This is a genomic window from Nostoc sp. NOS(2021), assembly GCF_017115025.1.
Lineage (GTDB): Bacteria > Cyanobacteriota > Cyanobacteriia > Cyanobacteriales > Nostocaceae > Nostoc.
On the sequence record NZ_JABXKM010000215.1, the window covers coordinates 1 to 23,356 of the forward strand.

Sequence of the window (23,356 nt, forward strand, 5' to 3'; positions counted from 1 at the left end):
CCCCAACCCCCTCCCCGCAAGCGAGGAGGGGACTATGATGTACCTCATGTGATTAGGAAACGCTATATTGATAGCAATACCCACTCTAAGCCCCTCCATTTCCCATCGCCAACTGTAATTGTGTGGCTAACAGTTTGACATTGGGTTCATAAAGCATTTGACCGTGGTTTCCAGATACCGAAATCACCTTAACAGGCTTTTGAGTATAGGCTTGCCATCCCCAATCGGGTAGATCGTAATCAGAAAAAGCTTGGAGTTCTTGCAAAACAATCTCCTTAACTTCTTGAGCGCGGAATAAAACAATAGGGGCAGAAATTGGATGATTAGGCTGATAATTCGCGTAATTGAGCGTTAGCACTTTCATCACTTTCATATTAGTTTTGAGTAAAGATAGGGTAGAGTGTTCCGGTAAAACATTATGTCGGTACAAATATTCTGCCGCCAAATCCCACCTGGCTTGGTCATCGCTTTGAGCAGCCAAATCATCGTATTTGAGTCCTAAAGAAACTCCCTTTAAGGCTTCAATACGTTGAATTGTTTGCCAAATCCAATCAATATCTGTTCTATTAGTTAAATACTCAGGCTGAGAAACTAGGCCAGCGTCCAAGATAGCTAGTAAACTCACCGTTTTACCTTGCTGTTCCAGTTGGGAAGCCATTTCTAAAGCAACGGCACAACCTGAAGAGTACCCTACTAATATGTATGGACTTTTGGGTTGTTGTTGATGTAATAGCTCAATGAGTTGACTCGCATGGGCTGCTACTGATTCAGGAAGTGGGCTAAGTCCATCTCGTCCTGGAGTTTCCAGTCCATACACTGGATGCTCATTTCCTAAATTGATTGCTAAATCTCGAAAATAGAAGCCGTGTCCGTTTGCGCCAGGTAGAAAAAATAGAGGGGTTGCTTCTCCTTGAGCTTGAAGTAAAAGTAAATCGGAATTTGACTGTTGAACCTCAGAATTACAAAGTTCTTCTGCCAGTTGAGCAATGGTAGGATTCTGAAATAAACTGCTTAAAGAAAGTTGTTGCTCAAACACCTGCTGAATATTATTGAGCAGTTTGATCGCTAATAAAGAATGACCGCCCAAGTCAAAAAAGTTATCATGAATCCCAATCTCTTGACGTTCGAGTACAGCAGACCAAACTTGCGTTAGTTGTTGTTCTAATTTGTTTCGTGGGGCTTCGTATAAGCCTTCAATTACACCATTTGGAAGAGGTAAAGCTTTCCGGTCAATTTTGCCATTGGGAGTTAAAGGTAACTCATTCAGTACGATGATCTGAGCAGGTATCATATAATCGGGCAGACGGGATTTGAGGTGATTTTTCAATTGGGTAGATAAATCAGTAGTGATTCCCGTTAGATATGCAATTAAACTTTGGTTGCTTTCAGTTTTATATAAGGTGACAATTGCTTCTTTAACTGATGGATGTTGTAACAAAATCGATTCAATCTCACCGAGTTCAATTCTAAAACCCCGTAGTTTAATTTGATCGTCAATGCGACCTAGATATTCAAGGTTTCCATCAACCCCCCATCTTGCTAAGTCGCCAGTTTTGTAAATTCGCTCAATTTTACCGAATAAATCAATTTTGATAAATTTTTCGGCGGTTAAATCGGGACGGTTGAGATAGCCTCGTGCCAAACCCACTCCAGCGATACATAATTCTCCAGGTATACCAGGTGGTAAGGGTTGATTGTGAGCATCTAAAATGTAAATGCGGATATTAGATAATGATTGACCAATTGTTGGTTTTTTGCCATTGGGATGACAGAGAGCGATCGCAGCATTAACCGTAGATTCCGTAGGCCCGTAGCAATTAAACAAACGCCGTCCTGTTCCCCACTGTGCCGCCAATTCTGCTGAACAAGCCTCACCACCAACGGTTAGACATTGCAAATCGGGTAAGGTTGCTTGAGGTAAGACAGATAAGGCCGAAGGAGATAAAAAGCTGTGGGAAATCTTGTGATGAGTTAAGAAGTCAACTAAGGTTTGACTGGGTAATAAGGTTTCTTTGTTTGCAAGATACAAGCAAGCACCAGTGACGAAGGTAGTCGCAATTTCAGCAACAGACAAATCAAAACTAAAAGAACCAAACTGAAGCAAACGGCTGTCGTGTTGAACTTGAAAAGTTTCAGCCCAAGCCAAACTTAAATTGACAATTGCGCGATGCTCAATCATCACCCCCTTGGGTCGTCCTGTCGAACCAGAGGTATAAATTACATAAGCCAAATCATTAGGCGTACTTTGGAGACTGGGATTTTCTTTTGACGCTTCGGTAAAAGTTTCCTCATCTAAAGAAATTAGCTGACAGGGTTCTTTGAGGTTAGCTATGGGTAATTTGTCTAATAAGAAGCTTTGGGTTAGCAACACCAATGTACCAGAATCTTCTAACATGAACCCAATCCGCTCTTTGGGATAATTGGGATCAATTGGTACATAAGCACCACCTGCTTTCAGAATACCGAGTAAACCAATAATCATTTCCAAAGACCGTTCAACACAGATACCAATTAAAGTGTCTGCCTGAATTTGGTGATTTTGAATTAGATAATGAGCGAGTTGGTTCGCTTTTTGATTGAGTTGTTGATAAGTTAGGCTTTGGGATTCAAACACCAAAGCGATATTATTAGGGTTTTTCGCAACTTGTTGTTCAAATATCTCAACTAGAGTTTTATCGTGAGGAGAATCGCTTTCTGTTTGATTCCAGCGTTGCAGTTGCAGAAGTTCGGGCACTGTCATCAAAGGGAGAGTATTGATAGGTTGCTGAGGGCAATCAACAATTCCCTTCAGCAAAACTTCAAACTGTTCCGCCATCCTTTGTATAGTACTTTTCTCAAAGAGATCAGTGGCGTATTCCCAAGTTAAATTTAATTGGTTATCAGATTCTATGACTAGAAGTGCTAGGTCAAACTTAGCAAATGGATAGGTTAATGGGAGCCATTGAATATCTAGTTCTGGCAAACTCAGGTCAGGACTTTCATTATTTTCCAGTGCTAACATCACCTGGAATAAAGGGTTATGGCTCATACTGCGTTCTGGTTGCAACTGTTCTACCAAATACTCAAAGGGCATATCTTGATGAGAGTATGCATCTAAACAAGTTTGGCGAGTTTGTTGCAGGAAATCGATAAAGCTTTGTTCAGGCTTGATTTGGTTACGCAGTATCAAGGTATTGACAAAAAAGCCAATTAACCCTTCCGTGTGGCTGTGGGTGCGGTTAGCGATCGGAGAACCAATACATAAGTCTTCTTGGCGACTGTAACGAGAAAGCAGAATACTGAAAGCCGCCAACAAAGTCATAAACAAACTTGCCCCTTGCTGTTGACTTAAAGTTTTAATGGCAAGAGTTAAGTCAGGTGAGAGGGAATAGCGATCGCGATCGCCTCGGTAACTTTGCAATGCTGGACGGGGATAATCGGTAGGTAATTCCAGTAATGGGGGAGCATCTTTGAGTTGATTTTTCCAGTAGTTGATCTGAGTTTCTAATACTTCCCCTTGTAACCAATTTCGTTGCCAGTTTGCGTAGTCGCTGTATTTAATCGGTAAGGGAGCAAGGTTTGGGGTTTGACCTTGAGCAAAGGCGGTATAAACTTGTCGTAACTCACGGACAAACACCCCCATTGACCAGCCGTCGCTAATAATGTGGTGCATATTGATCAGTAGCACGTATTTCTGCTCCTTGAGTTGCACCAGTTTTGCTTTAAACAAAGGGCCAGTATTTAAATCAAACGGTTCTTGAATATGAGCATCAATCAAACGCTGGATATTTGGGGAATCGGAAATCGCTATTGGTAAAACTCTTTCCGAGTCCCCAATCGCCAGTCCCCAGTCCCCAGTCCCCAGTCTCCATTCCCTTAAAACTTCGATGTCATCTAAATTTTTGATCGCAATTTGAGGTTGTCCCGCCACTGTGGGAAAATACATTCGGAGACTGGCATGACGGTTAAGCAGATAAGCCAAACTAGAATGCAGAGCATCAATATTGAGGTTTCCATCCAGTTGCAAAGCCATCGGCATATTGTAACTAGCTGATGACCCTTGAAGTTGCGCTAACAGCCAGAGGCGTTGTTGAGCAAAGGAAAGGGGCTTCGGGACATCATCTGGTAATGTCGGAATTTCCTCTGCCATGACAGTTGTGGCTTTGACAGAATTTAAGAATACTAATATATCTGCTTTGTTGGCTTGAATTTCTTGCTTTAGTTCAGAAGTTAAGGCGTTTTTACTAGTACGAATCCGTAATTTATCATCTTCAGCCCAAATTCGGCAGCCTATGTTCTGCAAACGAAGCATTAAAGAAACCAATTGCTCATTTTTTGTCATAATTGAGTTGGACACAATCAAAGTTGACTGTCGATACAATGAAAGAATTTTGAAGAGTAAATAGTAAGAGGTTTTATAATTTTTAACTCAGTTCGTTTTTCTGGGCGTAGGCGTAGCCCGTAGTAGACATCGCTTCCAATTCTACATTCTCGTAAAGGTCGGAAAAAGGGGCGGTTAGTTTAATGCTTTGGAGTTCAAAGGTTTGGTCATCGGGTGTATAGGTTTGTAGCACCCATAAGCCTTGGTCATTACGGCGGAAGGTTTCAACTCGTTGGTGTTTGGTGTTAACTAAAACGTATTCCTCTAGGCTGTCAATGGTTTGATAGTCGTTGAATTTGTCACCTCGGTCAAAGGCTTCGGTGGAATCGGATAGAACTTCAATAATAAGTTTATAAAAGCGTTTATAGGTGGGGGTTTCTCGGTCTTTAGGGTCGCAGGTGACGATGATATCGGGGTAATAAAAGCGGTTACGTTTTTCAATACGGGCTTTAATATCGGCAAAGTAAACTCGACAGTCTGACCCTCGCAAGTGGTTACGAATCAATAAAGCTAGATTTAGTCCAATGGTGTTATGGGTGTCAGTTGTTCCCGCCATTGCGTAAACTTGACCATCAATATATTCGTGTTTGATGTTGCTTTTTTCTTCTAATTGGAGGTATGCTTCGGGAGTGAGAAAAACGGAATCAGATACGGCAATCATAGGTTTAAGTTAAAGATAAATTTCACTTGACGATGTGTTTTCAGTCGTAGTACTTTAAAGTTCGATTTCCTCTTCATCTGAGTTGAGAGGCTGCATACTTTCGTCGGTGGAATTAACCCAAATGCAGGTATCGAGATAATTCGCTAATTCACTGAGTGTAGGGAATTCAAATACCTTCCGCAGAGGCAGTTCAACTTTGAATTTATCACGGATGCGGGCAATCAGTTGGGTTGCTAATAAAGAATGACCTCCCAAGTTAAAGAAGTTATCATGGCGGGCGATTGCTTCATATTTAAGCAGCTTCGCCCACAATTCGGCAAGCAATTTTTCTGTCGAGGTTACAGGCAATTCAATGTCTGTTGATGAAACGGTTACATTTGGTGCAGGTAAAGCTTTACGGTCTACTTTTCCATTTGGTGTTAGTGGTAGTTTATCTAACACAGTGAAATGGCTAGGAATCATATAATCAGGGAGAGTTTTTTCCAGAAAATCCCGCCATTCGGCTAATAATTCTGGTTCAACTTGGTTGGTGCGATATTGCAACGGTTGATTTGCATAATGTTGCCAAGGTTTCAGCTGCGAATTCTCTCCTTGAGCAAATCGTGGTAGTGTCACCTGTCCAAGAATATTCCTTTGAAAAACAACATCGTAATTAGAAAAGCCTGTGGAACTATATTGGATAAAAGGTGTATAGGGTAAATCTCGCGCTAAAGTTCGGAAGGCTTCGGGTTCTATGCCCGATTGGGCTTGGACAACTGCTGCTTTTAAATCTGAAACAGTACCATCTAATTGGGCGATTTCTTCTAACAGCACCATTTCTGAAGTCAAACGCGCATTCGGAATATTCTTGATGCTTAGTAAATCTGGTTGCTGAGTTGTTAAAATTCGCTCGATTGTTTCCAGATTGAGTTGCTCAGTTTGCCAATCTAACCATTGTGATTCTGTGACGGAAGTATCTATTTGATCCAAATGTAAAATAACGTCATAACGAAAACGGCTCATTTCCGTCTGAACATAACCCTGTTTCAATTGGATTTCTACATGACTAATTCGAGAAAATCTTTGTTTTAAAGCGATAAATAAATTAGGATCAATCAGTAATTCACCTTCGTTGCGAATACTTTTTTGAATCCGTTGACGCAAGTCTTTGATTGATAACTCGTCGGGGGCGCGATAAAACTCGACTGCGGTGTGGAAAACCTCTAGTAAATGGAGATTTCGCACATCGCCAATAAAGATTGATCCTTCAGTTTTTACAGCTTTGATAGCCCCCTCCAACACTGACAAAAAGTAATCCAGAGAGGGAAAATACTGGATGACAGAATTTATGATTACCAAGTCATAAGCATTAGTCTCTATGCTATCAAATTGGTTAGCTGCATTGTGTTTTAAAGTAACTCTGTCGTTGAGAGACTGCTGTTTTAGATGTTGTTCAATATATTGCAATGCTTCAGGTGAAAAATCTGTACCCAGATAATGCTGACAATGGGGCGCAATTTTAAACAATAACATCCCTGTCCCGCAACCGATTTCCCAAACCCGTTTAGGTTCAAGTTCCAGAATTTGGGCAATTGTTGTATCTCGCCATTCCTGCATCGCCGCTTGAGGAATCGGTTTTCCTGTATAGCTATCATTCCACCCGGCTAGATTCAGAGTTGGGTCATCGGTTGGGATTTGTTGCTGAGAGTAGCTGTTATTAAAAACTTGTTCCCACAATTCTACCTGTTCACCTTGGCTTGTGCGATTATCTATCGCTGTTGGGACGATATAAGCTACCAGACGTTGATCGAGATCAGTTTCTTCTCGAACAATGACGACTGCTTCCTGAATTTTTGGATGTTTGAGTAAAGATGCCTCAATTTCACCCAATTCAATCCGAAAACCCCGAAGTTTGACCTGATGATCAATGCGTCCTAAATATTGTAAATTGCCGTCAGGTAGCCAACGGGCTAAATCACCAGTTTTATAAATCCGCTCAGTTTGGTTGAACAGTTTGATGTCAATAAATTTTTCAGCACTCAGTTCGGGACGATTCAAATAGCCTTGTGCTAAACCCGCACCTGCAATGCAGAGTTCCCCTGGTATACCAGGGGGAAGGGGTTGGTTGTAGCTGTCTAGAATATAGATGCGGGTATTAGCGATCGCCTTTCCAATAGTTGGTTCATGCTGGGCATTTTTGGCAACTTTGGTAAAAGTCGAGTAAGTTGTGTCTTCAGAAGGGCCATACAGATTATAAACCCCCGTCACTGATGTCGTTTGATATAAAGCCTGTACCAGACGATTTTTTAATGGTTCGCCAGCTAAGTTGATGATTTGAACACTTGCCGGAATAGCATTCATATTGAGCAGTTCCGCAGCAGCACTCGGCACAGTATTAACCAACGTTATCGGTACAATACTGTTGTGTGCTTGCTCAATGTAGAGTGCATTTTCCACCACAATCACACTACCACCTTGAGTCAGGGGGGCAAAAATTTCAAAAATGGAGAGATCGAAACAGATTGAGGTTGATGCTAAGACACCTGCAAGCTGTTCTGCACTGTAGAGTGAATGCGCCCATTTTACCAGAGCTACCGGGCTAGATTGTGCAATGGCAACACCTTTAGGTCGCCCTGTGGAACCAGAAGTATAAATTACATAAGCCAAATCATCAGGGCTACTTTGCGGATTGGGGTTATTTGTTGGCTGATCAGCCCATATTTCTTTGTCCAGAAATACTACTTGACAAGGATTTTTTAGTTTTTCTACGGGAAGTTGCTTTTTGATGGGGTTTGTTGTTAGTAATACAGAAGCATTACTATCTTCGAGCATTAAATGAATGCGATCGCGGGGATAATTCGGATCAATCGGCACATAAGCCCCACCTGCTTTGAGGATACCAAATATACCGATGAGCATTGATTGCGAACGCTCCACACAAATCGCGATCAATGGATTATCAGGTAATTGTTGCTCTTTTTTGAGTTCCAACAAATAATGCGCTAGCTGATTGGCTTTTTGGTTGAGTTCTTGATAACTCAGGCTTTGATCTTCAAACACCACTGCAATGTTATCGGGCGTTTTTGCTACCTGTTGTTCAAACAGACTCACCAAAGTCTGATTTTTGGGATAATTGATATTAGTTTGATTCCAAACTTGCAGTTGTTGAATTTCTGCTGTTGTGATTAAGGGGAGCGTACTGATGGGCTGTTGGGAATTTTGAATAATTGCTTGCAGCAAGACTTCAAAGTGTCCCGCCATGCGTTGAATCGTTTCTGCTTCAAATAAATCTGTGGCATATTCCCACATACAATGCAGTTGGTCGCCCCTTTCGCAAAAATCGAGTGTTAGGTCAAACTTGGCAAATGGGAGACTTTGCTCTAAATATTGAATATCAAGCCCTGGTAAATTAACATTTGTCCCCGCACTTTCCGTATTTTGCAACACCATCATCACTTGGAATAAGGGATTATGGCTCAAACTGCGTTCTGGTTGTAACTGTTCTACCAAATACTCAAAGGGAATATCTTGATGAGCGTAGGCATCTAAGCAAGTTTGGCGAGTTTGTTGGAGTAACTCACTAAAACTTTGTTCTGGCTTGATTTTGCTCCGCAATACTAAGGTATTGACAAAAAAACCGATTAATGATTCTGTATTGCTATGGGTGCGGTTAGCGATCGCAGAAGCAATACATAAATCCTCTTGACGGCTGTAACGAGATAGTAAGATACTAAAAGCCGTCAACAGAGTCATAAACAAACTAACCCCGTGTTTTTGACTAATAGCTTTGAGTTTCTGAGTCAGTTCATTGCTCAAACGATATTCCTCACGCCCACCTTGGTAACTTTGTTGCGCTGGACGGGGATGATCGGTAGGTAAATCTAGCAATCGGGGAGCATCGCCTAGTTGTTGTTTCCAGTAATTTTCCTGAGTTTCTAAAATCTCTCCTTGTAACCAACTGCGCTGCCAAGCTGCATAATCACTATACTGAATTGGCAACGGTGACAAATTTGGAGTATATCCGGCAGCAAAAGCAGAATAAGCCTGTTCCCATTCGCGCTTAAACACTCCCATTGACCAGCCATCACTAATAATGTGGTGCATATTAATGAGCAGGACATTTTTCTGTTCGCTAAGTTGCAGGAGTTTTGCTTTGAACAGGGGGCCGGTATTTAAGTCAAACGGTTCTTGGGCATGAGTATCAGCTAGCTGTTGTACGGTTTCTGCTTGAGTTCGGGGATGAAGCGATGCCTGCGGCGGGCTGCACCTACGTAAATCTGCGAACGCCAGTACTTCTATATCCTCTGAATTTTGGACGACCACTTGCGCCTCTCCTGCCAGTGCGGGGAAATAAGTACGGAGAATGGCATGGCGATCGAGGAGATAATCAAAACTTGCACGCAAGGCTTCTATATTCAACTTGCCGTCAAGTTGCAGGGCCGTTGACATATTGTAAGTAGCCGAGGTTCGAGTGCCTTCAAGTTGGTCTAAAAACCAGAGTCTTGATTGGGCAAAGGACAGAGTTTTGGGAGCATTTTTAGGCTGTGGTGCGATCGCAGGTAAAGCGAGATTGCTCCGCAACGCTGGCGCCATCGCACCAGCCGCTTTGTCAATTTCGGTTGCCAACTCAGACAAAACGCTCTGCTCAAATACCTTGCGGACAGGCACTTCAACCCCAAAAGTGTCACGAATGCGGGCAACCAATTGGGTTGCTAACAGGGAATGTCCCCCCAGTTCAAAGAAGTTGTCTCGGCGACCAACAGACTGAGCTTTCAGAAGAGTTTGCCATAAGCTAGCCAGCAGTTCTTCAGTTGGCGTGACTGGCATTTCAAAGTCAGTGGAAGTGGCTGTATCTGGTGCTGGTAATGCTCTGCGATCTAGCTTACCGTTAGGGGTAAGGGGCAACTGATCCAATACCATAATCTGGCTAGGAACCATATAATTCGGCAGGCTAATTTTCAGGTAGTCTTTGAGTTGACCCCCTAAATTGCTGGATTTTTCCTTTGCCGTGACATAAGCTATTAATTTGGGATTATTATCAGTTTCATATAAAATAACAACCGCTTCTTTAACTAAAGAGTGTTGTAATAATAGCGATTCAATTTCACCAAGTTCAATGCGGAAGCCCCGTAATTTAACCTGATCGTCAATGCGGCTCAGATACTCAAGGTTTCCATCATCTCTCCATCTTGCTAAGTCGCCAGTTTTGTAAATTCGCTCAGTTTTGCCAAATAATTCAACTTCAACGAATCTTTCGGCGGTTAAATCGGGACGGTTGAGATAGCCTCTTGCTAAACCAACTCCCGCGATACACAATTCTCCAGGAATGCCAGGGGGTAACGGTTGATGGTGAGCATCTAATATATAGATGCGGATATTAGCTAACGGTTGACCGATAGAAGGTTTTTTCCCATTCGGTTCACAACTAGATATACTGGCGATAACCGTCGATTCCGTCGGCCCATAGCAGTTGAAAAAACGTTGTTTTGTTCCCCATTGTGCCACCAATTCTGCTGCACAAGTTTCACCACCAACGATTACAGCTTGCAAATCAGGTAATGAGGCTTGAGGTAATACAGATAAAGCGGAAGGAGGTAGCGTGAGATGGGAGATTTTGCGATCGCGCAACAAGTCCACCAAAGCTTGACTCGGTAACAAAGTTTCTTTATTGGCCAAATACAAACAAGCACCGGCGGACAAAGCAGTGGCAATTTCACCAATAGACAAATCGAAACTAAAAGAACCAAACTGAAGCCAACGGCTGTGGTGTTTAACTTGAAAAGTTTCAGCCCAAGCTAAAGCTAGATTGACAATTGCGCGATGCTCAATCATCACTCCTTTGGGTCGTCCCGTCGAACCAGAGGTATAAATTATATAAGCTAAATTATCAACAGTACTTTGAGGATTAGGATTATCTGACGCAATGTGTAACTTATTCTTAGAACCCCTCTCCAAACCTCTCCCCCACAGGGAGAGAGGCTTTGATTTTTGCTCCCCAAAGCTAGTAGGTAAGGGGTTGGGGGTTAGGTTTGAGAGAAGGTTGCACACGGCGTTATCTGTTAACGCCGAATTAAAAGTTTCCTCATCCAAACAAATGATCTGGTGTTTCAGTTTAGTTAAAGGTAATTGCTCTTTGAGATGACTTTGGGTCAGCAACACCGATGTCCCAGAATCTTCTAACATAAACTCAATTCGTTCTTTAGGATAATTGGGATCAATCGGCACATAAGCCCCACCCGCTTTGAGGATACCGAGTACACCAATAATCATTTCTAAAGACCGTTCAACGCAGATACCAATTAAAGTATCTGGTTGAATTTGATGATTTTGAATTAAATAATAAGCTAGTTGATTCGCTTTTTGATTAAGTTGCTGATAAGTTAGCGTTTTAAAACTATCATTACTGTTCCCTGTTCCCTGTTCCCTGTTCCCTCTTGTATGGGATTCAAACACCAAAGCGAGATTATTAGGGTTTTTGGTAACTTGAGTTTCAAACAGTTCCACCAAAGTTTGATTGAGGGGATAATCAGTTTGAGTTTGATTCCAGACTTGGAGTTGCTGACGTTCGTCCTCTGCGATTAATGGCAGAGTATTAATCGTTTGTTGAGGATTATCGACAATTTCCTGAAGTAAAACTGCAAAATGTCCCGTCATCCTTTGGATAGTTTTAGCTGCAAACAAATCGCTTGCATATTCCCATTCTCCTGTCAATCCTTGCGGAGTTTCTCGAAAAATCAGCGACAAATCAAATAGAGTCGTCGTGTTTTCCCAGGTGAAACGGGTAAGGGTTAATCCATTGATTTCTAGTTGCTGCTGGGTTTCATTTTGCAAACCAAACGCCACTTGAAATAGGGGATGATGAGAAAGCGATCGCTCTAATCCCAATTCATCAACCAGTTTCTCAAAGGGTAAATCTTGATGGTCATAAGCATCCAGGGTTACTTGCTTGACTCGTTCAAGTAATTCTAAGAAAGTTGGATTCCCTTGCAGATTGGTACGTAATGCTAGGGTATTGACAAAAAAGCCAATTAATGTTTCAGTTTCACGACGGTTACGATTAGCGATCGCAGAACCAACAATAATATCCTCTTGACCACTGTAGCGCGAAAGTAACAGGGTGAATGCCGTCAGTAAAGTCATAAACAAAGTAGTTCCTGACTCCTGACTCAAACCCTTCAACTTCTGTGTTAAATCCTGATTGAGTTCCAAAAACTCGCTACGCCCTCTGAAACTTTGAACTGATGGGCGGGGTCTATCTGTGGGCAATTCTAACAGAGGCGGGGCTGCGGCTAATTGTTTTTGCCAGTAATTGAGTTGGGTTTCGAGTACCTTTCCCTGTAGCCATTGTCTTTGCCAGTGGGCAAAATCGGCATATTGTAGCGATAATTCAGTTAAGGGAGAAGATTCGCCGGCGCAAAATGCGGTATAAAGGCTGAACAATTCACGGCGGAATATGTCCATTGACCAGCCATCACAAACTATATGATGGATGACGAGCAACAACAGATAGGATTGGTCAGTCAGTTGTAACAACTTTACCCGCAGCAAAGGTGGGTTTGATAAGTCAAAGGGCTGTTGCAATTCTTCTGTCGCTAACTGCGTGGCTCTGCTTAACTGGTTTTCTTCAGTTAATTGTCGCCAATCTAGCACTTGCATTGTCAGTTGCGGATGAGCGTGAATCACCTGTATCGGCGACTCATCGACAAATGAGAAAGTGGTACGTAGCACTTCATGACGTTGGACAATTGCTGTTATGGCTTGTTCTAAGGCAGCTATATTCATAAATCCGTTAATCTGCCAGAAAAACGGGACATTGTAGACACAATTTTCGCCTTCTAGTTGGTCGAGAAACCAGAGTCTTTGTTGAGCAAAGGAGAGGGGAAGAGGTTGCTCTCTCGATACGGATGTGAGAAGTGGAGATTGCTGTTGCTTTTTCAGTTTTTGTAGGACTAATTCTCGCTTTTCTGGTGAAAGGGCTTCTAGACGTTTTAGTATATTGCTCATAATATTTATTGTTTATAGGACTTACGCACACTCTACGATTCTTCTCTACGAGACGCTGCGCGATGGCGTCTTGGCGGTTGGATAAATTAAGCTTTTTGGCGATTTTTGTGTAAGTCCTAGTTTAAAATTAGTTTTTTTAATCGAACCACAGAGACGCGGAGAACACAGAGAGATAAGAAAGATATCGAGTAATTGAATTAATACTCAAAAAAGCAATTGCCGTGTCACTTCTTCTTCTGATAACTGATCGACTTCACTTAAAATCTGTGCTATGGCATCATTTTCTGCTTGTTCAATTTGTTGAGTAATTACTTTTTGGGCGAGTTCAGCAATGGTCGGATTTTCAAACAGATAACGCAGAGGAAAATCTAGAGAAAAGGCTTCTCTTAACCGAGAAATCACTTGAGTAGCTAGTAAAGAATGTCCCCCTAACTCGAAAAAGTTATCGTGAATTCCCACCTGTTTTATTTTGAGAACTTCAGCCCAAATCGTGGCTAATTCTTGTTGGGTAGGTGTGCTAGGAGCAACCAAATCAACCTCTAGATTTCTTTGGAAAGCATCTGGAACAGGCAAAGCACGGCGATTGATTTTACCATTAGGCGTTAGGGGGAATGCTTCTAGAAATACGAAAGCGGTGGGAATCATGTAGTCAGGCAACTTTGTCTTGAGGAAGTTTCGCAGACTGCTAGGAGTTGGTGGATTATCTTTGGCAACGAGATAGGCAACTAAAGACTTGTTTCCAGGTTCATTTTCCCGTGCAATAACTACGACTTGCTTGATGCTGGAGTGTTGATTTAAAACTGTCTCAATTTCTCCTAATTCAATGCGGAAACCGCGAATTTTCACCTGTGTATCAATTCGATCCAAAAATTCCAGGTTCCCATCAGGAAGACGGCGGATTAAATCTCCGGTTTTGTAAAGTGTATCGCCCTCAGCAAACGGATTAGGAATAAATTTTTCACTGGTTAATGTTGGTTGATTTAAGTAACCTCTACCAACACTCGCCCCACCCACATAAAGTTCCCCAGAAACGCCAATCGGAACTCTCTGTAAATCTTTATCTAATAAGTAAACTTTCCGATCACCGATGGGTTTTCCAATGGGAATTGAATTTTGAGCAAGTTGTTGAGGAATCGGGTAACAACAGGTAACAACTGTACATTCTGAAGGGCCATAAGCATGAATTAATTGCGTTCCAGGCAATAATTCTAAGGCGCGACGAACGTGAGGTACAGAAACGGATTCTCCCCCAAACAGCAGTTGTTTAACGCCTGACAACCCTTCTGGCATTGTGTCAATCATGAGATTGAATAGGGCTGTAGTCAGAAACAGAGTGTTAACCCCTTGTTCTTGGATGATATTGCTTAAGTCTCCAGGTGTAGGAATTTTGCCTGAGTAAAGCACACAACGCCCACCGTAAAGCAAGGGCGGCCAAAGTTCTAGGGTTAGTGCATCCCAATAAATTGATGAATGTTGTAGCCAAATCTGCTCTGCATCAAGGTGAATATAATCAACCCCAAACATAAAACCAATAATGCTACGATGAGGAACTTCTGTTCCCTTTGGTGTTCCCGTCGAGCCAGAGGTATAAATGATATAAGCTAAGTTTTCTGGATTAACTTCACTGTGTAAATTGTCTTCACTGTGTTGAGCAATTATTTCCCAATCTGAGTCAAGATTCACTACAGTTTGATTATGGATTGCCAAGCGATGACCTACGGTCGGTCGGAGACCATCGCACAAATGATTATGCGTTAGTAAAATCGTTGTCTGGACATCTTCCAGCATGAACGCCAGTCGATCTGTTGGATAAGTTGGATCTAGCGGAATATATGCCCCACCTGCTTTGAGGATAGCTAGTATTCCTATTATCATTTCTAGCGATCGCTCGACACAAATTCCCACCCGCACTTCGGGTTTAACTCCCAGCGCTTGTAAATAATGAGCTAATTGATTGGCGCGGTTATTCAACTCCCGATAAGTTAGGTGTTGTTTTACTCTTCTCCTGTCGGAGACGCTACGCGAACGAGAAGCCGTACTTTGCGCGTCTACATATACTAGTGCTACTGCATCAGGGTTTTTTTCTACCTGTTCTTCAAATAAACTATGAATACATTTGTAATGAATAGAATCTATATTTTGACTACTCTCTTGTAAAAGTATTTCTTCTTCTTCGGTTGCACTGAGCAGGGATAATTGGGAAACATATTGTTGTAAATTGGTTGCCATTCCTGTTAGCAATGTTTGAAAATGTCCAATCATGCGGACAATTGTCTCATGGTCAAAACGACTAATATCATAGATAATTCTTCCAGATAATTGTGATTCAGGATTAACCACAACCGTTAGCGGATAATTCGTGCGTTCAAAACAACGAAGATGACTGATTTCTAAAGTTTTTTTGGTATCCTGTTGAGCAGAATCGAGCGGATAATTCTCAAACACTAAAAGGCTCTCAAACAGAGGCATTCCTGGGGGAACATCACTCAAACGCTGAATTTCTGCTAGGGAATAATAGGCATACTGTTCCTGTTCAAATGCTTGGCTTTGTAATTGCTTGAGCCAGGGTAATAATTCAGCTTTTCCACTGATTTTTACCCGTATGGGAAGGGTGTTGATCAGTAACCCAACCATCGAATCCACTCCCAGAAGCGTTGGTGGACGACCGGATACAGTTGCACCAAACACCACATCGCTTTCTCCACTGTAGCGGGAAAGTAGCAACGCATAAGCTCCTTGCACCAAATTATTCAGAGTTAAATGCTGCTGTCGAGCCGCATATTGCAGTTTCTCAGTTACTGTTTGAGATAACTGAAAAGTTTGCTCATCGTATGTTTGCTGTCCCCTGTTCCCTATTCCCTGTTCCCTGTTCCCGATTAAAAGGGTAGAAGCCTCAAACCCTTGGAGTTTTTTTTGCCAGAAGTCTTCTGCTTGAGCAATATCTTGTTGCTGTAACCAATTAATATACTCTCGATAGGGGCGAGAGGGTATCAGGCGTAAATGTTCGCCTCGCTGATGTGCTTCATAGAAAGCTAAAACTTCTTTCAAGACAATCTGCATCGACCAGCCATCAAAGAGGATATGATGATGACTCCAAATAAATTGGTAAGTATAGTCCTCTAGCTGGATGACGGTGAAGCGCATCAGGGGAGCAACATCGAGTTCAAATCCTTTTTGGCGATCGCCTAACAAAAAATCCCCTATATACTGTTGTTGTTCATCGGCTGTTAAATGTCGCCAGTCCAGTTTCACCCACGGGAGATCCACTTGCTTACTCACCATTTGCAAGGGCTTTTCTATCTCTTCCCAATAAAAAGAACTGCGTAAAACTGGGTGCCGCGCCACAACCTGCTGCCAAGCTTGCTCAAAGGCAGGAAAATTTAATTCTCCTTGGAGGATGCAAAGCAACTGCTCAAAATAAACTTCTGACTCTGGCGCATAAAGGGTATGAAAAAGCATCCCCTGCTGCATGGGCGAAAGTTCATAAAGATCATCGATATTGTTCATCGAACTACCTCGGAGTTGGGATTAATGACTAATGACTAATGACTACTTCATTTTGTCTTTGTTGACTTTGGCGATGAATTTGTCAAGCTGTTTTTGGCTGAGTCTGGCTGCTGAGAAGTCTGAAGGTGTATGACCTCTAGCATTAGGGGATTGACAGTGGGCAATGAGCGATCGCAATGCCTCCATAAACCCAAAGGCCAAACGCTCAATGGTGTCTCGTTTATGAACTTTCTCGCTGTAAGTCCAAGTCATTTCTAGCCTTCCGGCACGAATAAATCCGCTTACTCCTAATAGGTGGCTGCGCTGATTAAGTAAACTCTGTTCAGCTTTGAATTCTTGAGCCAAACCCAACACAGCAGATGCCCTAAGCACCTGATCGAATTGACCAAGGTAGTTAAAACTTACTTCCGCTTGGGGTAAACTTTGTAGTTTCGTGCGTATTGTGTCATCCAGCTGCAAATATCGCAACACGCCATAGCCGATGCCCCGGTTGGGGATGCGCCGCAGTTGTTCTTTAACTAACTTTAAAACCTCTCCTGGATGGTCAATTTCTTCTAGCTGTAAATGAACGGGGAATAAGGTGGTAAACCAGCCCACGGTGCGCGACAAATCCACATCCTCAAACAAGTCTTCCCGTCCATGTCCCTCTAGATCAACGAACAGGGAACGTTCTCCCGTCCATTGAGCAAAGCTTTGTACTAGGGCAGTCAACAGCACATCATTAATTTGAGTGTTGTAGGCAGAGGGTACATCCTGCAAGAGGGCGCGGGTTTGTTCTTCAGTTAAAGAAAGTGACACAGAAGCAGTTGAGGTTATGGTGTTATTTTCTTTACCTGAAGGATAGTCTACTGGCAAGGCGGTAACTTTTAAATTAGACTCACTTAGCCAGTAATTCAACTCATCTGATGATTGCGCGTATTTTGTGAGGCGATCGCTCCAATATTGAAAGGAAGTTGTCTTAGGTGGTAGTTTAATAGCTTCGCCACTGCTGAGTTGCTGATAACCAGTAGCCAAATCTTCGAGCAAAATCCGCCACGAAATGCCATCTACTGCTAAGTGATGGATGATGAATAGTAACCGGCCAGGTTGATTGTTGCCTAATTGAAACAATGCTACTCGTGCGATCGCTCCAGTAGATAGATTCAAACTAGCTTGGAGTTCAGCATCTGCCGCTTTTATTGCTGTTTGTTGTTCTTCTACCGACAGGTGTGACAAATTGATAACGCGAAATGGTACAGGTTCCTGGATCTGACTTTTCACGTTGTATGGAAAAGCTAACGCGAAACCTAACCCCCCAACCCCCTTCCCTACGTTCGCGCAGCGTCTCGAAGAGAGGGAAGGGGGAGAATTCAAAGCCTCTCCCCTTGTAGGGGAGAGGTTTGGAGAGAGGTTTTCTAGAGCGTTAAACTGCTGCCAGCGTTGCCCTTCTTGGACAAAGCGCGATCGCAAAGCATCGTGATGCAATAACAATTCTTGCACTACTTGCTGCAATAGCTCTGGTTGCAAATTTGGAGGCACTTCCAACAGGGCTGACTGGTTAAAGTAATCAGGTTCGGGCAATTTCTGCTCAAAAAACCACTGTTGGATGGGTGTCAGCGCCACCAAGCCAGTCACTAACCCTTGTTCGGCTTTAACAGAGCGAGTAATTCCTGCCACGGCAGCTAACTCAGCAATGGTTTGGTTCTGAAATAGCTGTTTGGGAGCAATTTGGATACCCGCCTGATTGGCTCTTGAAATTACCTGAATGCTGAGGATGGAGTCGCCGCCCAATTCAAAGAAGTTATCGTGGATGCTGACTTTTTCTAGTCTTAAGATTTCCGACCAGATCGCCGCTAATCTCTTTTCTGTGGGGGTTTGGGGCGCAACAAAATTATCTTCTACACTACGGGAGAGGTCGGGGGCTGGGAGGGCGCGGTAGTCTACCTTCTGGTTCGGAGTCATCGGCAGGGTTTTCAGCAACATGAAAGCCGAAGGCACCATATAATTAGGCAACTTCTGCTTGAGGAAATGGCGCAATTCATCGGCGTTTGGTTGCAACTCGTGCGGAACAACATAAGCCACAAGGCGCTTTTGTCCGGGAATGTCTTCACGAGCAATGACGACAGCTTGAAATACCTGTGGGTGTTGTCTCAGTACCGTCTCGATTTCTCCCAACTCAATGCGGAAGCCCCGAATCTTCACCTGATCGTCAACCCGACCGAGATATTCTAGGTTGCCATCGGCGCGAAATCGTGCTATATCCCCAGTTTTGTAGAGGCGATCCAATTTTGGACTTTGGATAAATTTAAGAGTTGTAAGTTCAGGACGTTGCCAATACCCTCTGGCTAATCCGACTCCACCAATGTGCAGTTCTCCGGGAACTCCTATAGGCACTGATTGCAGATATTGATCCAGAACGTAAACCTGAACATTGCTTATGGGTCGTCCGATCGCAACCGAGGTAGCTGCTGGGGTTAAGCTATTTAAGGTGGTTATAACCGTTGCTTCCGTTGGCCCGTAACTATTAAGTAATTGGGGTGGATGGGAGAGGTGAGCAACACTACTATGCCAGCGCTTCACTTTTTCGAGTTGAGCTTCTTCTCCGCCAATAATCACCATTCTCAGACTTTCAGGAATTCGGGAGTCTTCAGGGCTAAGTTCCGCCGCCAACTGATGCCAGTACGCTGTAGGAAGATCCAAAACAGTTAACTGCCATTCTCGGCAACACCGCCAAAATTCATCGCTGGAGTGCAACATCTCTTCGGTTCGCAACACTAATGTTGCACCGACTGAAAGACAAGGAAAGATTTCTTCAACTGAGGCATCAAAGCAGATAGATGCAAATTGCAGAATATTATCGCTTGCATTAATTCCATATTCATGCATAGCGGTCATGACAAAATTTATCAGCGATCGCTGTTCAATCATCACCCCTTTGGGTTTGCCCGTGGAACCGGAGGTGTAAATAATGTAGGCGAGGTTATGGGGCTGAACTTCGTTAATCGGGTTGGCTGTACTGTGTTGAGCAATTTGTGACCAGTCTCTATCTAAACAGATCGTTTTTCCAGCATAATCTGGTAGTTTGGCTTGGAATCTTTCTTGAGTCAGCAAAATGCTCAGTTTCGTATCTTCGAGAATATCAGCCAGTCGCTCTTTAGGATAGGCAGGGTCAAGGGGAATGTATGCACCCCCCGCTTTCAGAATGCCGAGTAAGCCGACAATCATCTCTAGAGAACGGTCAACGCAGATACCAACTAAGGTTTCTGGTTTGACTCCCAAACTTTGTAAATAATGTGCTATTTGGTTGGCGCGATCGCTCAATTCGCGGTAAGTTAACTGTTGACCTTCTTGCTGAATAGCTATAGCATCGGGAGTTAATTCTACCTGAGCCGCAAATAACTTATGGATACACTCTTTCGCGGGATACTCTCTATGAGTCTGATTCCACTCTACTAGTAACTGCTGCTGAGTCTGCGTTAGCAGTGGTAATTGAGAAACTCGCTGCTCCGGGTTAGCAACAATACCCTCTAGTAAAGTTTGATACTGCTCTAGCATTCCTTGAATTGTGGCAGCATCGAAGAGGTGACTGTTGTATTCTAAGATTAGTGTAATTCCCTTCGCCCCTGTTTTAGAACCGTTCTGCACACATTGCTCAGAACGCGGTATAACCAGAAAATCCAGATCAAACTTTGCTGATTTATTGCTGATCGGTTCATGCAAGCTGATGTCCAAACCTGGCAGACTCAAGTCCGGCATGGGAGAATCATGGAAGCTGAACATCACTTGAAATAGGGGATTGTGACTCAAATTCCGTATTGGCTTGAGAACCTCCACCACCTTATCAAAGGGTAAATCTTCGTTGGTGTATGCTTCCAGTGTCACTTGACGCACTCGGCCGAGTAATTCCCTAAATGTGGGATTGCCAGACAAATCAGTGCGTAGAACCAGGTTATTGACGATCATGCCAATTAACTTTTCTACTTCGTGCATCCGCCGATTAGCAACAGCAGTCCCGACGCTCAGATCATCCTGCCCAGTGTATCGGTGCAATATTACAAGGAAAGCTCCCAGCATCGTCATAAATAAGGTGACACTCTCTTGACGACTCAGAACTCTGAGGGATTCGCACAAGCTGATGGGAAGTTCTACCCTAATTTGATCGCCATTGTAAGTTTGCTCTGTCGGTCGCGGGCGATCATAGGGTAATTCCAACAACGGTGAACTACCGGATAACTTCTGTTGCCAATAGGCCAATTGTGCTTGAGCTGACTGGCTTTTGACCCACTGTCGCTGCCAATGGGCAAAATCCACGAACTGGAGGAGTGGTTCAGTCAGTGGAGAAGAATATCCCAGTGACAATGCTTGATAAAGTTCCACCAACTCACTCAGGAATATATTGAATGACCAACCATCATGAGCCATGTGATGCTCAATGTGGATCAACAGATGTTCTTGGGCGCTTAACCTCAACAAAACCCACTTAACTAATGGTAGTTGATTCAGGTCAAACGGCTTTTGCACTTCTGCCTCAAGCCGCCGTTGAGCCTCTGTTTCCCGCTCAGATTCAGGGAATGTCTGGAGGTCTATTACTTGGAAGCTAATTGGTTGGGGTGGATGGATTACCTGAAATAGCCGTCCATTCACCGCCGGGTAAGTCGTGCGAAAGATTTCATGACGTAGCACAATCTCGTTGAGGCACTGTTGTAATACCGCCACATTCAGCTGACCCTTAAATCTCATAGTTGCCTGGAATTGGTAGGCACTACTTTCAGGAGCCAATTGTTGAATGAAGTACACTCGCTCTTGAGCGAAGGAAACTGGCAAGAGTCCCTCACGCGCAATTGCTTGGATGGCAGGACGCTGCAACTGCTGTTCTAGCTGGCTGTGCTGTTCAATTAGTTGAGCTAAACTAGCTATGCTGGGGTTTTCAAAGATGTGATTAAAGGACAACTCAACTTGGAAAACTTCGCGCACACGAGAAAGGATCTGAGTGGCGATTAGGGAATGACCACCGAGATAGAAAAAATTATCATTGACTCCAATTTGCTCAAGTGCCAGTAACTGGCCCCAGATAACCGCTAACGTCTGCTCAATTGGGTTACGAGGTGCGACAAAGGTTTCTTCGAGATCCGGGCGTGTGCGATCGCAGGCTGGAAGATGACGACGATCCACTTTACCATTGGGGGTGAGTGGCAGCGAGTCGAGAATTACAAAGACTGCTGGCACCATGTAGTAAGGCAGCTTTTCCTGGAGGAAGCGTTTTAGGGTAGTGGCACTCGCATCAAGTTTTTGGTTAGGGACAATATAGGCAACAAGGCGCTGATCACCAGGGATGTCTTCACGAGCGATTACCACTGCCTGCCGTACATCCGAATGTTGACTCAAAAGCGCCTCAATTTCTCCTAATTCAACGCGGAAGCCGCGAATCTTCACCTGATGATCAACTCGCCCAATAAACTCAATATTGCCGTCTGGTAAGAAACGGGCTAAATCACCAGTTTTGTATAATCTACTCCCTTCTGCCTTCTCAAAAGGATTGGGAATGAATTTTTCCTTGGTTAATTCTGGACGGTTTAAGTAGCCTCGTGCCAAACCGTCGCCGCTAATATATAATTCACCAGGATTACCAACAGGAACTGGTTGAAGTTTGGAGTTCAGTATATAGATTTGTGTATTGGAGATTGGGCGACCAATCGGCACATTTGTAGACCCTTCTGGAATATCCTCCACTAGATACCAACAAGCAAATGTTGTACTCTCAGTTGGCCCATAAACATGCAGCAATCGCTGTGGCGGCCCATTCCTTAGAACCGCTTTCACGGACTTGGGATCTACAGCCTCACCTCCAAATAGCAAGTTTCGCAGGTCTTTAAATGCCTGGGGGACAATGCTCGCTAACTGATTAAATAAGGCTGTCGTCAAAAATAATACACTAATCCTTTGCTCGCGGATGTACGCGGCGAAATGCTGGGGTGAAAGCACAACATTCTGAGGAATTACCACCAGCCTAGCCCCATGCAGGAGAGATCCCCAGATTTCAAATGTAGCTGCGTCAAATGAAGTATTTGAGGCTTGAGCAATGCGTAGTTGACCGCCGTAGGCATCGCTCGGCACAAACTTTATGTAGTTGGTGTTGCATACTAACCGATTGACAGCCCGATGCGTTACAGCTACTCCCTTTGGTGTTCCTGTAGAACCGGAGGTGTAGATAACGTAAGCCAGATTTTCAGCCGTAGCGTTGCTAATAGGATTTTCTTGGCTGTGTTGGTTAATCGATTCCCAGTCAGTATCCAGACAAACCACCTTCGCCCCGCTACCAGCAAACCCTTCAGCAAACTTTTGCTGCGTCAACAACACCTGCGCTTGTGAATCTGACAACATGAACGCTAGACGCTCTTTGGGATATGTTGGATCTAATGGTACATAAGCTCCACCCGCTTTGAGAATTCCCAACATTCCGACGATCATCTCTAGCGATGCCTCCGGCAAAGTCTCTGACGATCGCTCAACGCAAATCCCTACTAGCACCTCTGGTTTTACACCCAAACTTTGTAGATAATGTGCTATTTTGTTGGCTTGGTAGTTCAACTCTTGATAAGTAAGTGTTTCTTCTTTGAAGACAACAGCAATATTGTCTGGAGTCTTTTCTAGCTGCGCTTCAAATAACTCATGTATGCACAGATTTTTGGGGTAATCTACTTTTGTATCATTCCATTCAACTAATATTTTATATCGCTCCTGCTCAGTTAAAGCAGAAGAATAATCAATAGATTCATTAGAGTTAATTACAATTTCTTTCATAAAATTAGTATATAGATTGCGATGCAATATGATGTCCGGGCAATTAAGCATAATACCCCCAAGCC

5 protein-coding genes are annotated in these 23,356 nt (G+C 43.4%); all 5 read right to left on the reverse strand.

Annotated features, from left to right (window positions below):
- Positions 1–85: 85 nt before the first annotated feature.
- A complete protein-coding gene (locus tag HWQ41_RS23175; protein WP_292768123.1) occupies positions 86–4,321 on the reverse strand; it encodes an amino acid adenylation domain-containing protein in 4,236 nt (1,411 codons plus the stop codon).
- Between the two features lie 82 nt (positions 4,322–4,403).
- Positions 4,404–5,021, reverse strand: coding sequence for a Uma2 family endonuclease (locus tag HWQ41_RS23180; protein ID WP_292768126.1), 618 nt, complete (start codon positions 5,019–5,021; stop codon positions 4,404–4,406).
- A gap of 54 nt (positions 5,022–5,075) precedes the next feature.
- Positions 5,076–13,004, reverse strand: coding sequence for a non-ribosomal peptide synthetase (locus HWQ41_RS23185; RefSeq protein WP_292768129.1), 7,929 nt, complete (start codon positions 13,002–13,004; stop codon positions 5,076–5,078).
- 204 nt (positions 13,005–13,208) lie between these two features.
- Positions 13,209–16,511, reverse strand: a complete 3,303-nt coding sequence (locus HWQ41_RS23190; protein ID WP_292768132.1) for an amino acid adenylation domain-containing protein — start codon at positions 16,509–16,511, stop codon at positions 13,209–13,211.
- 42 nt (positions 16,512–16,553) lie between these two features.
- Positions 16,554–23,291: a non-ribosomal peptide synthetase gene (locus HWQ41_RS23195; RefSeq protein WP_292768135.1), complete on the reverse strand. Its 6,738-nt coding sequence runs from the start codon at positions 23,289–23,291 to the stop codon at positions 16,554–16,556.
- Between the last annotated feature and the right edge of the window lie 65 nt (positions 23,292–23,356).